The 13049-nt window shown below is 58.4% G+C and carries 10 protein-coding genes; 6 read left to right on the top strand and 4 right to left on the bottom strand.

The genetic code is table 11. From position 1 onward, the window contains the following. Window positions 1-2: 2 nt before the first annotated feature. Window positions 3-2408, bottom strand: coding sequence for a DNA translocase FtsK (locus AC1RL4_RS19765; protein WP_019580089.1), 2406 nt, complete (start codon window positions 2406-2408; stop codon window positions 3-5). Between the two features lie 306 nt (window positions 2409-2714). On the opposite strand from AC1RL4_RS19765, the gene trxB reads away from it, so the two are divergent. From trxB to infA, 4 genes are all read left to right on the top strand, one after another. Then, window positions 2715-3674, top strand: coding sequence for a thioredoxin-disulfide reductase (gene trxB, locus AC1RL4_RS19770; protein ID WP_018925527.1), 960 nt, complete (start codon window positions 2715-2717; stop codon window positions 3672-3674). A 68-nt stretch (window positions 3675-3742) separates the two neighbouring features. Then, a complete protein-coding gene (aat, locus tag AC1RL4_RS19775) occupies window positions 3743-4423 on the top strand; it encodes a leucyl/phenylalanyl-tRNA--protein transferase (protein ID WP_028941277.1) in 681 nt (226 codons plus the stop codon). Window positions 4424-4510: 87 nt separating this feature from the next. Continuing rightward, complete coding sequence (locus AC1RL4_RS19780; protein ID WP_019580087.1) at window positions 4511-5218, top strand: arginyltransferase; 708 nt, start codon at window positions 4511-4513, stop codon at window positions 5216-5218. 100 nt (window positions 5219-5318) lie between these two features. Further along, window positions 5319-5537 carry a translation initiation factor IF-1 gene (infA, locus tag AC1RL4_RS19785; RefSeq protein WP_002553999.1) on the top strand — a complete coding sequence of 73 codons (219 nt, stop codon included), beginning with the start codon at window positions 5319-5321 and terminating at the stop codon, window positions 5535-5537. 165 nt (window positions 5538-5702) lie between these two features. Here infA and clpA read toward each other — a convergent pair whose 3' ends face one another. Then, window positions 5703-7973, bottom strand: a complete 2271-nt coding sequence (clpA, locus tag AC1RL4_RS19790) for an ATP-dependent Clp protease ATP-binding subunit ClpA (protein ID WP_019580086.1) — start codon at window positions 7971-7973, stop codon at window positions 5703-5705. 30 nt (window positions 7974-8003) lie between these two features. Then, entirely contained in the window at window positions 8004-8366 is a 363-nt protein-coding gene (gene clpS, locus AC1RL4_RS19795; RefSeq protein ID WP_015094394.1) for an ATP-dependent Clp protease adapter ClpS, read from the bottom strand. Window positions 8367-8590: 224 nt separating this feature from the next. On the opposite strand from clpS, the gene AC1RL4_RS19800 reads away from it, so the two are divergent. Beyond that, window positions 8591-8878, top strand: a complete 288-nt coding sequence (locus AC1RL4_RS19800; protein ID WP_026331778.1) for a cold shock domain-containing protein — start codon at window positions 8591-8593, stop codon at window positions 8876-8878. A gap of 86 nt (window positions 8879-8964) precedes the next feature. Here the strand turns inward: AC1RL4_RS19800 and icd are convergent, their stop codons facing one another. Next, window positions 8965-10221 carry an NADP-dependent isocitrate dehydrogenase gene (gene icd, locus AC1RL4_RS19805; protein ID WP_019580084.1) on the bottom strand — a complete coding sequence of 419 codons (1257 nt, stop codon included), beginning with the start codon at window positions 10219-10221 and terminating at the stop codon, window positions 8965-8967. A 506-nt stretch (window positions 10222-10727) separates the two neighbouring features. Between icd and AC1RL4_RS19810 the strand changes: the two genes are divergently transcribed. Beyond that, on the top strand, window positions 10728-12953 hold the full coding sequence (locus tag AC1RL4_RS19810; RefSeq protein WP_028941275.1) for an NADP-dependent isocitrate dehydrogenase: 2226 nt from the start codon (window positions 10728-10730) through the stop codon (window positions 12951-12953). Window positions 12954-13049: the final 96 nt, after the last annotated feature.

The raw sequence follows: 13049 nt of genomic DNA on the forward strand, positions 1-13049 counted from the left end.
GATCAGTCGCGCACCGGGCCAGGGGCCAGGACTTCACGCGAACCGTTGGTGTTCATGGACGTTACGACCCCGGCCATTTCCATGGCTTCGATCATGCGCGCCGCGCGGTTGTAGCCGATTTTCAGCTTGCGCTGAACCGCGGAGATGGATGCGCGACGGCTTTCCAGGACGAACTGCACCGCTTCGTCGTAGAGCGCGTCGGTTTCGGCATCATCTTCACCGCCACCGCCGCCGTTTTCAAAGCCGCTACCAGCCTCTTCGACACCGGCGAGAATGTCATCGTTGTATTCCGGCGCGCCGCGCAACTTCCAGGCTTCAACCACCCGGTGCACCTCGTCATCGGACACGAATGCGCCGTGAACACGAATCGGCAGGCTGGTGCCCGGCGGCATGTACAACATATCACCGTGGCCCAGCAGTTGTTCGGCGCCGCCCTGGTCGATGATGGTCCGCGAATCGATCTTGCTCGATACCTGGAACGCCATACGGGTCGGGATGTTCGCCTTGATCAGACCGGTGATCACATCCACCGACGGACGCTGGGTCGCGAGGATCAAGTGGATGCCCGCCGCACGCGCCTTCTGCGCGATACGCGCGATCAGCTCTTCAACCTTCTTGCCGACGATCATCATCATGTCGGCGAATTCGTCGACCACCACGACGATGGTCGGCAGCTTCTGCAGCAGCGGTGCCTCGTCGTGGATGCTTTCGCGCTTGTACAGCGGATCGCTCAACGGCTCGCCAGCGTCCTGGGCTTCCTTGACCTTGGCGTTGAAGCCCGACAGGTTACGCACGCCCATCTTCGCCATCAGTTTGTAGCGCCGCTCCATTTCGGCGACGCTCCAGCGCAAGGCGTTGGCGGCATCCTTCATGTCGGTGACCACCGGGCACAGCAGGTGCGGGATGCCTTCGTAGATCGACAGCTCAAGCATTTTCGGGTCGATCATGATCAGCTTGGCGTCTTCAGGGCCCGACTTGAACAGAATCGACAGGATCATCGCGTTCACACCCACCGACTTACCGGAACCGGTCGTACCGGCCACCAGCAAGTGGGGCATTTTCGCCAGGTCAGTGATGACCGGTTTGCCGCCGATGTCGTGACCCAGGGCCAAGGTGACCGGAGACTTGAAGTTATCGTACTCGGGGGTCGACAAGACCTCGGAGAACCGCACGATCTGCCGGTCTTCGTTAGGGATCTCGATACCGACCGTGGTCTTGCCCGGAATCACTTCCACCACGCGCACGCTGGTCACGGCCAGGGAACGGGCCAGGTCTTTCGCCAGGTTGGCAATGCGGCTGACTTTCACCCCGGCGGCAGGCTGGATTTCGTAACGGGTGATGACCGGGCCCGGGTGAATCGAGTCTACCGAGACTTCGACGCCGAATTCCTTGAGCTTGATTTCCAGCAAGTGGCCGACGGCCGCCAGGGATTCAGGCGAATAATTGAGTTGTTTCTTTTCCGCCGGGTCGAGAATTGAAATCGGCGGCAAGGTGCCTTCCACGGCGCTGTCGACGAACAACGGCGCTTGTTTCTCTTTTTCCACGCGCTTGCTCGGAGCGGCCGGCTTCGGCGGTGCGGGAGCAATCACCGGCGGCACCTGCTTTTCACGCTCGGACATGTGCTTGCTCAGGGCCTGCTCGCGCTCGATCAGGCGTTCCTTGACCTTGGCCTGCTCACGTTTGTCGGTGACCGTCGGCGCAACCACGTCGTGCACGCGATCGTCGACTTCACGCAGCTGGGCGACCAATTGCTTGCGTTCGGTACGGGCTGCCCACCAGCGATTGGCCGCGCCCTGAAACAATTCGAACAAATCGAGGGTGATCTTGCCGGTGACGTCCATCACCTTGAACCATGACAGGTCGGTGAATACCGTCAGGCCGAACAGGAACAGCGCAATGAACAGCAGCGTGCTGCCCTGAATATTCAGGGCATTCTTCGCCAGATCGCCGAGGCTTTCACCCAAAGCGCCGCCCGCGCCGGCCGGCAGACCGGTCGCCGCATGGAAATGGATATGAGCCAGCGCCGCGCCCGACAGCACCAGAAACACCAGGCCGATCAGGCGCCAGGAAAACAGCCAGCCGCTCCACTGCCATGGCTCGTGGCGCTGACGGAAGATCTGATAGGCCTTGATCGCCAGCAATAGCGGGAAAATGTAGGCGAAGTAACCCAGGACCATGAACAGGATGTCGGCGCTGTAAGAGCCGGCAGGCCCGCCGAAGTTCTGTACGTCGTCGATCTTGCTGTTATGGCTCCAGCCCGGATCGTCCTTGCCATAGGTCAACAAGGCCATCATCAGGAACAGGCACAAGGCGCCGATGGCGATCAATGCACCTTCCTTGAGCCGGTAGTGCAATTGCTGGCGCCAGAGCGGAACGACTGTTTTAGGTGCTGCGGTGGATTTCTTCAAAACGCTTCTTTTCCTGCGCCCTTGGCGCGTCCATCTGTTGAATGACTATAAAAACTGCCCAATCCAGGCAGGTAAAAAAGTTAACAGTCCCAACCGAGACTACTTTTAACACTGTGCCCCGGTTTTTCGAAATACGGTACGCAGCGCTTTTTTGATACAAACACTGTTACAAGCGGGCATTGTACGGGTTTGTTCGCCCAATGCCATGCTTGAGACCCTTGGCTCCAGCATAGCCAACAGCACAATACGCGCCGTCCAATTTGAGCATGCATTCTCTTTTGTGACAAAGGCTTATGAGGTGTTTTTATGAGTGAAGCGAAGCATTCCCGCCTGATCATTCTGGGTTCCGGCCCTGCCGGTTACAGCGCAGCCGTTTATGCCGCTCGCGCCAACCTCAAACCCGTTGTCATTACCGGCATACAGGCCGGTGGCCAGCTGACCACCACCGTCGAAGTCGACAACTGGCCCGGCGACGTCGAAGGCCTGACTGGCCCGGTGCTGATGGAACGCATGCAGAAACACGCCGAACGCTTCGACACCGAGATCGTTTACGACCACATCCATACCGCCAAGTTGCAACAGCGCCCGTTCGAGCTCATCGGCGACAGCGGCACCTACACCTGCGATGCGCTGATTATCGCCACCGGCGCTTCGGCCCAATACCTGGGGCTGCCATCGGAAGAAGCCTTTGCCGGCAAAGGGGTTTCGGCCTGCGCCACCTGCGATGGTTTCTTCTATCGCAACCAGGTGGTCGCAGTGGTCGGCGGCGGCAACACCGCTGTGGAAGAAGCCCTGTACCTGTCGAACATCGCCAAGGAGGTTCATCTGATTCACCGTCGCGACAAACTGCGTTCGGAGAAGATCCTGCAGGACAAGCTCTTCGAAAAAGCCGCCAACGGCAATATCCGCCTGCACTGGAACCAGAACCTGGACGAAATACTCGGTGACGCCAGCGGCGTGACCGGCGCCCGCCTGCGTCACAGCCATACCGGCGAAACCGCTGAACTGTCGCTGGCCGGCGTGTTCATCGCCATCGGCCACAAACCCAACACCGACCTGTTCCAGGGCCAGCTGCAGATGCGCAACGGCTACCTGCTGGTCAAGGGCGGCAGCGAAGGCGACGCCACCGCCACCGCCATCCAGGGTGTATTCGCCGCCGGCGACGTGGCCGACCACGTTTACCGCCAGGCAGTGACCTCTGCCGGAGCCGGTTGCATGGCTGCGCTGGATGCCGAGAAGTATCTCGATGACATTCCCGGCGTTTGACGGTTAACCTTCTATCTGGCGGGTTTATCGGCCCGCCACCGCCCTCCCCTTCTGCAAGCCCGGATGCCATGCTGACTTGGTTACAACGCAATACCCTGACTTTTCCGCCGCTGGAAAAAGCCATGCGCGACCCCAACGGACTGCTGGCCGCGGGCGGCGATCTGTCCGCCGACCGTCTGATTCAGGCGTATCGCCATGGCTGCTTTCCGTGGTTCTCGGAAGGCCAACCGATTCTCTGGTGGTCGCCGGATCCGCGCACGGTGCTGTTTCCCGACGAACTGCATGTCTCCCGCAGCCTGAATAAACTGCTGCGCCAACAACGCTATCAAGTGACCTTCGATCGGGATTTTGCCGCAGTCATCAGCGCCTGCGCCGCGCCGCGCGAGTACGCCGATGGCACCTGGATCACCCAAGCGATGCAGGACGCCTACGTCGAACTGCACAGGCGCGGCTACGCCCATTCGGTGGAGGTCTGGGACGATGGCGTGCTGGTCGGCGGGCTCTACGGCCTGGCCATGGGACAGCTGTTTTTCGGTGAGTCGATGTTCAGCCGCGCCGACAACGCCTCCAAATATGGCTTTGCCATGCTGGTGCGACATCTGAAAGACTCAGGTTTTGTGCTGATCGATTGCCAGATGCCCACCGATCATCTGCACAGCCTGGGCGCCCGAGCGATTCCCCGCACCGAGTTTGCCGGCTACCTTGCCCGGCACCTGGATCAACCCAGTAGTGCCACCTGGGTTTGCTGAGCGACATTGGCCCGTGTGGCTTACACTTAATGCGGGGAGACGAATTGAGAGCGTCCCCTTATCAAAAGTTTATCCCGAGGGTTGATCATGACCGAGTTGGCGCGTTTGAAGTTCTATGCCACTCAGCCCCACTCTTGCAGTTATCTGCCCGAGGAGCAGGCCACTACGCTGTTCCTCGATCCCAGTCAGCCCATGGATGTGCATGTCTACGCAGATCTGTCGGAAATGGGCTTTCGTCGCAGTGGCGATCATCTCTACCGGCCCCATTGCCAGAATTGCAATGCGTGCGTACCGGCGCGCATTCCTGTGGCGCAATTTACCCCCAACCGTCAGCAGAAACGCATTCTCAAACGCAATGCCGACTTGCAGGTACGCCCGGCCCGACCAAAGTTCAGCGAGGAGTATTTCGACCTCTATCAGCGCTACATCGAACAGCGCCACGCCGACGGCGATATGTATCCGCCGAGTCGCGACCAGTTCTCGACCTTCCTGGTGCGTGACCTGCCGTTCTCCCGCTTCTACGAATTTCGTCTCGAAGGCCGACTGGTGGCGGTGGCCGTCACCGACTTGCTGCCCAATGGCCTGTCAGCGGTGTACACCTTCTACGAGCCCGGCGAGGAGCGTCGCAGCCTGGGGCGTTACGCGATTCTCTGGCAGATTGCCGAAGCCCGGCGCCTGGGGCTGGAAGCGGTCTATCTCGGCTACTGGATCAAAAACTGCAAAAAAATGAGCTACAAGACCCAATATCGCCCTATCGAACTGCTGATTAATCAACGTTGGGTCATCCTGAGCTAGAACCCCTTGGCTTAAACCCCACTTTTCGGGCACAATGCACGCCGCTTTTGCCTGGCGCAGTTGCACCGGGCCATTCATTGGACACCGAGGGCTTTACTGCATGTCGAAAGAAGACAGCTTCGAAATGGAAGGCACTGTCGTCGACACCCTGCCCAACACCATGTTTCGTGTGGAGTTGGAAAATGGGCACGTCGTAACCGCGCATATCTCCGGCAAGATGCGCAAGAACTACATTCGTATTCTTACCGGCGACAAAGTGCGCGTCGAGCTGACGCCCTATGACTTGAGCAAAGGGCGCATCACCTACCGCGCTCGCTAATCAAGTCAATACAAAACGCCCGGCTATGCCGGGCGTTTTTGTTTGTGCGCAATGCCGAACGCGGAGCGTGCGTTGAGGCATTCCCACGCGGAGCGTGGGAACGATCACATCTGGCAGACAGCAAAAAGGCGCCTTTCGGCGCCTTTTGCTTTGTTGCAGTTAACGTCAGGCCATTTCAGCCGTGGTCTCGAACTCGAAAGTCAGCTCGCCGTCCTTGATGTCGATGTGCACCACACCGCCATGGTCGGCCAGTTCGCCAAAGAGAATCTCCTCCGCCAGCGGACGCTTGATCTTGTCCTGAATCAAGCGCGCCATTGGTCGAGCGCCCATTGCCGTGTCGTAGCCACCCGCCGCCAGCCAGCTGCGTGCAGCGTCAGTCACTTCCAGCTGCACACGCTTGTCTTCCAGTTGCGCCTGAAGTTCGGTAAGGAACTTGTCCACCACACTTTTGATGACCTCATGACTGAGGCGACCAAACTGGATAATGGTGTCCAGACGGTTGCGGAATTCCGGCGTGAAACTCTTCTTGATCACTTCCATCGCATCGGACGAGTGGTCCTGATAGGTGAAACCGATCGAAGCACGCGCTGCAGTCTCGGCACCGGCGTTGGTCGTCATGATGACGATCACGTTACGAAAATCTGCCTTGCGCCCGTTGTTATCAGTCAGCGTACCGTGATCCATGACCTGCAACAGCAGGTTGAAGACTTCCGGATGCGCCTTCTCGATTTCATCGAGCAACAATACGCAGTGAGGCTGCTTGGTGATGGCTTCGGTCAGCAGACCGCCCTGGTCGAACCCGACATAGCCTGGAGGCGCACCGATCAGACGCGATACGGTATGGCGCTCCATGTACTCGGACATGTCGAAGCGAACCAGCTCGACCCCCAACGCCTTGGCCAGCTGCCGCGCAGCTTCGGTTTTACCGACGCCGGTCGGGCCTGCGAACAGGAACGAACCGACGGGCTTGTCAGGCGACTTGAGGCCGGCACGGGACAGTTTGATCGCGGTCGACAGTGAGTCGATCGCCGCATCCTGGCCGAATACCGTGAGTTTCAGGTCACGCTCAAGGTTCCGCAGCAGCTCTTTGTCGGAGCTGGTGACGTGTTTTGGCGGAATTCGCGCGATTTTCGCAACGATGTCCTCGACCTGAGGCACTTCGATGCGTTTCACGCGCTTCTCGACTGGCTGCAGACGCTGATAGGCACCCGCCTCGTCGATGACGTCGATGGCCTTGTCCGGCATGTGCCGGTCATTGATGTAACGCGACGCCAGTTCGGCAGCGGCGCGCAGGGCTTCATCACTGTATTCAATGTTGTGATGGAGCTCGAAACGCCCTTTCAGGCCACGCAGGATACCGATGGTGTCTTCCACCGAAGGCTCCGACACATCGACCTTCTGGAAGCGCCGGGCCAAGGCACGGTCCTTCTCGAAGATCCCGCGGAACTCCTGGAACGTGGTCGAACCGATGCAGCGAATATCGCCCGAAGACAACAATGGCTTGAGCAGGTTCGAGGCATCCATGACGCCACCGGACGCAGCGCCCGCACCGATGATGGTGTGGATCTCGTCGATGAACAGGATCGCCTGCGGACGTTTTTTCAGTTCATTGAGCAACGCCTTGAAGCGCTTCTCGAAATCACCGCGGTATTTGGTTCCAGCCAGCAAGGCCCCCAGATCGAGGGAATACACCACGCTGTTGGCCAGCAGGTCCGGCACCTGGTTGTCGACAATGCGTTTGGCCAGGCCTTCGGCAATCGCGGTTTTACCCACGCCCGCCTCACCCACCAGCAGCGGATTGTTTTTGCGACGACGCGCCAGGATCTGCGCGACTCGCTCGACTTCGAGCTCACGGCCTACCAATGGATCGATACGACCCTGGCGCGCGAGTTCATTGAGGTTGCTGGCATAAGCATCCAGAGGATTGCCTGAAGAAGAAGACTCACCGCCCTCGTCGTCCTGCATATCTTGTTCACCTTCAGAGTGATCGCCATGCCCCGGCACTTTGGAAATGCCATGGGCGATGTAGTTGACGACATCGATGCGCGCAACGCTCTGCTGTTTCAGCAGAAACACTGCCTGACTCTCTTGCTCACTGAAGATCGCGACCAGCACGTTGGCGCCAGTCACTTCGCGTTTGCCCGAGCTCTGTACGTGAAAGACAGCACGTTGCAGTACACGCTGGAAGCCCAGGGTTGGCTGGGTTTCGCGATCCTCGTCATGCAAGGGGATCAATGGCGTGGTGGAGTCGATGAACTCCTGCAGGTCATGCTTGAGTTTGTCGAGGTTTGCGCCGCAGGCACGCAAAACGGTAGCGGCAGCCTCATTATCCAATAGGGCCAGCAGCAGGTGTTCGACGGTCATGAATTCATGACGCTTCGAACGAGCCTCCTTGAAGGCTAGATTGAGGGTGACTTCGAGCTCGCGGTTTAACATAGCTTCACCTCATACCCAAGTGGTCGGCGATTAACCGTCCTTCTCGATTTCACAGAGTAGCGGATGCTGGCTTTCCCTGGCGTACTGGTTGACCTGCATGGCCTTGGTCTCGGCGATGTCGCGGGTAAACACTCCACATACTGCCCGTCCTTCTGTATGAACGGCCAGCATGACCTTGGTCGCCAGCTCGCGATTCAGGTTAAAAAACACCTCGAGCACTTCGACGACGAAATCCATCGGTGTGTAGTCATCGTTGAACAAAACCACCTTGTACATAGGCGGCGCCTGTAAAGCAGGCTTAGCCTCCTGAACAGCAATGCCTGCGGAATCGTCGTCGTGTAAATCAGGGCGATCCTGATTGAATGTTAGTCGAATCTGGCTGATTGCATGCATGGAAAGAAAGGTTCGTCAGTTGTGCAAATACAGTGGTGGGGGCGGCCATCAGCGATTTCAACTCCGACTGCCCGGTCACCTTGACTATCGGGAAAACGGTGTTACAACCAATAGAGCCCACAGTGGGTAAAAAAGGTCCGCGGAGTCAATCTATTTACAAGATTAGACTGCGGATTAACTGGATGATACTCCAGTGATGGAGTCTGTTGCAGAGGGATATGGGTATGGCTGTCGGTAAGGTGAAATGGTTCAACAATGCCAAGGGGTTCGGTTTCATTAATACCGACGCCAGGGAAGGTCGTGACGAGGACGGAAAAGAAATCGATTTCTTTGCCCACTACTCAGCCATTGATATGGATGGATACAAGACCCTCAAGGCCGGGCAAGCCGTATACTTTGATATTGTTCAAGGCCCCAAGGGGCTGCATGCCGTCAAAATTATGGACAAAGTGGCCATTGACGCAGCAGCCGCAGCAGCCGCTACCAGCAGCCACGCCAAAGCCGTGAGCTGATTCATACCACCCAAGGCATCCAGTCATAAAAAAACCGCCCGACTCGATCACTCGAGCCGGGCGGTTTCATTGCAGCCGTTCTTCGCTTACATGTGCGAGATCAGCGCATCACCGAAGCCCGAAGACGACACCAGTTTGGCACCGTCCATCAGACGTTCGAAGTCGTAGGTCACGGTCTTGGCACCAATGGCGCCATTGGTGCCCTTGATGATCAGATCGGCCGCCTCGGTCCAGCCCATGTGACGCAGCATCATCTCTGCGGACAGGATGAGCGAGCCCGGGTTGACCTGGTCCTTGCCGGCGTACTTCGGCGCGGTGCCGTGGGTGGCTTCGAACATGGCCACGGTGTCGGACAGGTTCGCACCCGGCGCAATACCGATACCGCCCACTTCTGCCGCCAGGGCGTCGGAGAGGTAGTCACCGTTGAGGTTTAGGGTGGCGATCACATCGTACTCGGCCGGACGCAGCAGGATCTGCTGGAGCATGGCGTCGGCGATGGCGTCCTTGACGATGACATTCTTGCCGGTTTTCGGGTTTTTGAACTGCATCCACGGACCGCCATCGAGCAGGGTCGCGCCGAATTCTTCGGCAGCCACTTCGTAGGCCCATTCCTTGAAGGCACCTTCGGTGAACTTCATGATGTTGCCTTTGTGCACGATAGTCAGCGAGTCGCGGTCATTGTCGACCACATACTGCAGGGCCTTGCGCGCCAGACGCTTGGTGCCTTCCAGGGAAACCGGCTTGACGCCGATACCGCAATTCTGGTCGAAACGGATCTTGGTGACGCCCATTTCTTCTTTAAGGAACTTGATGACCTTGGTCGCTTCCGGCGAACCGGCCTTCCATTCGATACCGGCATAAATGTCTTCCGAGTTTTCGCGGAAGATGGTCATGTCGACGTCGCCTGGCTTCTTGACCGGACTCGGCACGCCTTCGAACCAGCGCACTGGACGCAGACACACATACAGGTCGAGTTGCTGGCGCAGCGCCACGTTCAGGGAACGGATGCCACCGCCGACCGGCGTGGTCAGAGGGCCCTTGATGGAAACCACGTAATCCTTGACCGCGTCCAGGGTTTCCTGAGGCAGCCAGGTGTCCTGATCGTAAACCTGAGTCGCTTTCTCCCCGGCGTAGACTTCCATCCAGGAAATTTTGCGCTCGCCGCCGTAAGCCTTCTTAACAGCAGCATCGACAACCTTGATCATGACCGGGCTGATATCAACGCCAATACCATCGCCTTCAATGAAGGGAATGATCGGGTTGTTAGGAACATTGAGAGAATGGTCCGCGTTGACGGTAATTTTTTCGCCGACGGCTGGAACCTGAATCTTCTTGTATCCCATGCTGAACTCCATTGTTTGGATTGAACATCTGGCTTCGTCCGAGCGTACCCCAGTTGAATCGGCGCGCAAACCCTATGTTCCGTCCATCTGCCGCGAAGCTGCACAGTTCGTGACGTACAAGCCTGAAAGTAAAGGGAAAAGCGCCAAACTCAAGCACGCCATACAAGGCTACTCCCCACGCCTGCCTGCGACCTTTAGACCAATGGACGAGAATCGTTGCATATGAACCATCGGCAGATTGCCAGCTACCTATGTATAATGCCGCCGCTGACCACAGAGTCACGACGGCCGACCTCTCTGCCACTGGAAATGTAGCCGAGACTCTGGGCCCGAAAAAGCAGGATTGTTACCGCAGTCCACCCGCTTGACGCTCGACCGATGCACCCAACATCACCGCAAAGAAACCTCGACATTCGGCTCATGGATGACTTTGAACGAACGCGCTTACCCGGCGCCCCTCGAGTTTCTATGCACGCTTTAGCAAAGAAGAGAGAGTTAATCCGAATATGCCCACCCGCTCGAAGATCATCTATACCTTCACCGACGAAGCCCCAGCCCTCGCCACCTATTCACTGTTGCCTATCGTAGAGGCCTTCACCGCCTCCGCTGATATCGCCGTTGAAACCCGCGATATCTCTCTTGCAGGGCGCATTCTGGCCAGCTTCCCCGAGCAATTGGGTGATAAAGCGGTAGCCGACCACCTCGCCGAACTGGGCGACCTGGCCGTTACACCTGAAGCCAACATCATCAAGCTGCCGAACATCAGCGCTTCGGTTCCACAACTGCAGGCCGCGATCAAAGAGCTGCAAGCCCAGGGCTATGCACTGCCGGACTACCCGGAAACCGTGACCAGCGACGCCGACAAAGAAGCCAAGGCCCGCTACGACAAGATCAAGGGCAGCGCCGTAAACCCGGTTCTGCGCGAAGGCAACTCCGATCGTCGCGCACCGCTGTCGGTCAAGAACTACGCACGCAAGCACCCGCACAAAATGGGCGCCTGGGCCAAGGACTCCAAGTCCCACGTAGCTCACATGAGCACCGGCGATTTCTACGGCAGCGAAAAAGCTGCCCTGATCGACGCCGCTGACGCCGTCAAAATCGAACTGATCGCTCAAGACGGCACCACCACCGTCCTGAAGGAAAAAACCACCGTACAAGCCGGTGAGATCCTCGATTGCGCAGTCATGAGCAAAAACGCGCTGCGCAGCTTCATCGCCGCCGAGATCGAAGACGCCAAGGCAAAAGGCGTGCTGCTGTCGGTTCACCTCAAAGCCACCATGATGAAGGTCTCCGACCCGATCATGTTCGGCCAGATCGTTGCCGAGTTCTATAAAGACGCACTGGCCAAGCACGCTGACGTGCTGGCGCAGATCGGCTTCAACCTGAACAACGGCATCGGCGACCTGTACGCTCGCATCAAGGCCTTGCCTGCCGAGCAACAAGCGCAGATAGAAGCGGACATCCAGGCGGTCTACGCCGTTCGTCCGTCGTTGGCCATGGTCAACTCCGACAAAGGCATCACCAACCTGCACGTGCCGAGCGACGTCATCGTCGACGCCTCGATGCCAGCGATGATCCGTGACTCCGGCAAGATGTGGGGCACCGACGGCCAGCTGCACGACACCAAGGCGGTGATCCCGGATCGCTGCTACGCCACCATCTACCAGGCGGTGATCGAAGACTGCAAGGCAAACGGCGCCTTCGATCCGACCACCATGGGCAGCGTGCCAAACGTTGGCCTGATGGCGAAAAAAGCCGAAGAGTACGGCTCGCACGACAAGACGTTCCAGATCAAGGCCAACGGCGTTGTTCGTGTCACCGACAGCAAAGGCTCCCTGCTGCTGGAACAGTCGGTTGAAGCCGGCGACATCTTCCGCATGTGCCAGACCAAAGACGCGCCGATCCAGGACTGGGTCAAACTGGCCGTCAACCGCGCTCGCGCAAGCAGCACTCCAGCGATTTTCTGGCTGGACCCAATGCGCGCCCACGACGGCGTAGTGATCGAGAAAGTTCAGGCTTACCTGAAGGACCACGACACTTCCGGGCTGGACATCCGCGTCATGTCGCCAGTCGACGCGATGAAGTTCACCCTGGAGCGCACTCGCTCCGGCCTCGACACCATTTCGGTGACCGGCAACGTATTGCGCGACTACCTGACTGACCTGTTCCCGATCATGGAACTGGGCACCAGCGCCAAGATGCTGTCGATCGTTCCGCTGATGAACGGCGGTGGCCTGTTCGAAACCGGCGCTGGCGGTTCGGCACCGAAGCACGTTCAACAGCTGCTGGAAGAAAACTTCCTGCGCTGGGATTCCCTGGGCGAGTTCCTGGCCCTGGCCGCCTCCCTCGAGCATCTGGGTGTGACGTACAACAACCCTAAAGCGCTGGTGCTGGCCAAGACCCTGGATCAGGCCACTGGCCAGTTCCTGGACAACAACAAGTCGCCATCGCGCAAAGTCGGCAACATCGACAACCGCGGCAGCCACTTCTACCTGGCGCTGTACTGGGCTCAGGCCCTGGCCGCCCAGACCGAAGACGCTGCACTGCAAGCGCAGTTTGGCGAACTGGCCAAAACCCTGACCGCGAACGAAGCAACTATCGTTGCCGAGCTCAACGCCGTTCAGGGCAAGCCAGTGGACATCGGCGGTTACTACCACGCCAATGCCGAGCTGATCAGCAAGGCCATGCGCCCGAGCGCAACCTTCAACGCCGCGATCGCTGCGTTGGTTTAAGGTTGTAAGGGAACATCACAAACCCCGGCCATGCGCCGGGGTTTGTGTTTTCAGCGTTGACAGCATTCAAATGTGAACACTGCCCCCACAGGGAAA

The organism is Pseudomonas sp. GW822-FHT07A10, assembly GCF_058798795.1.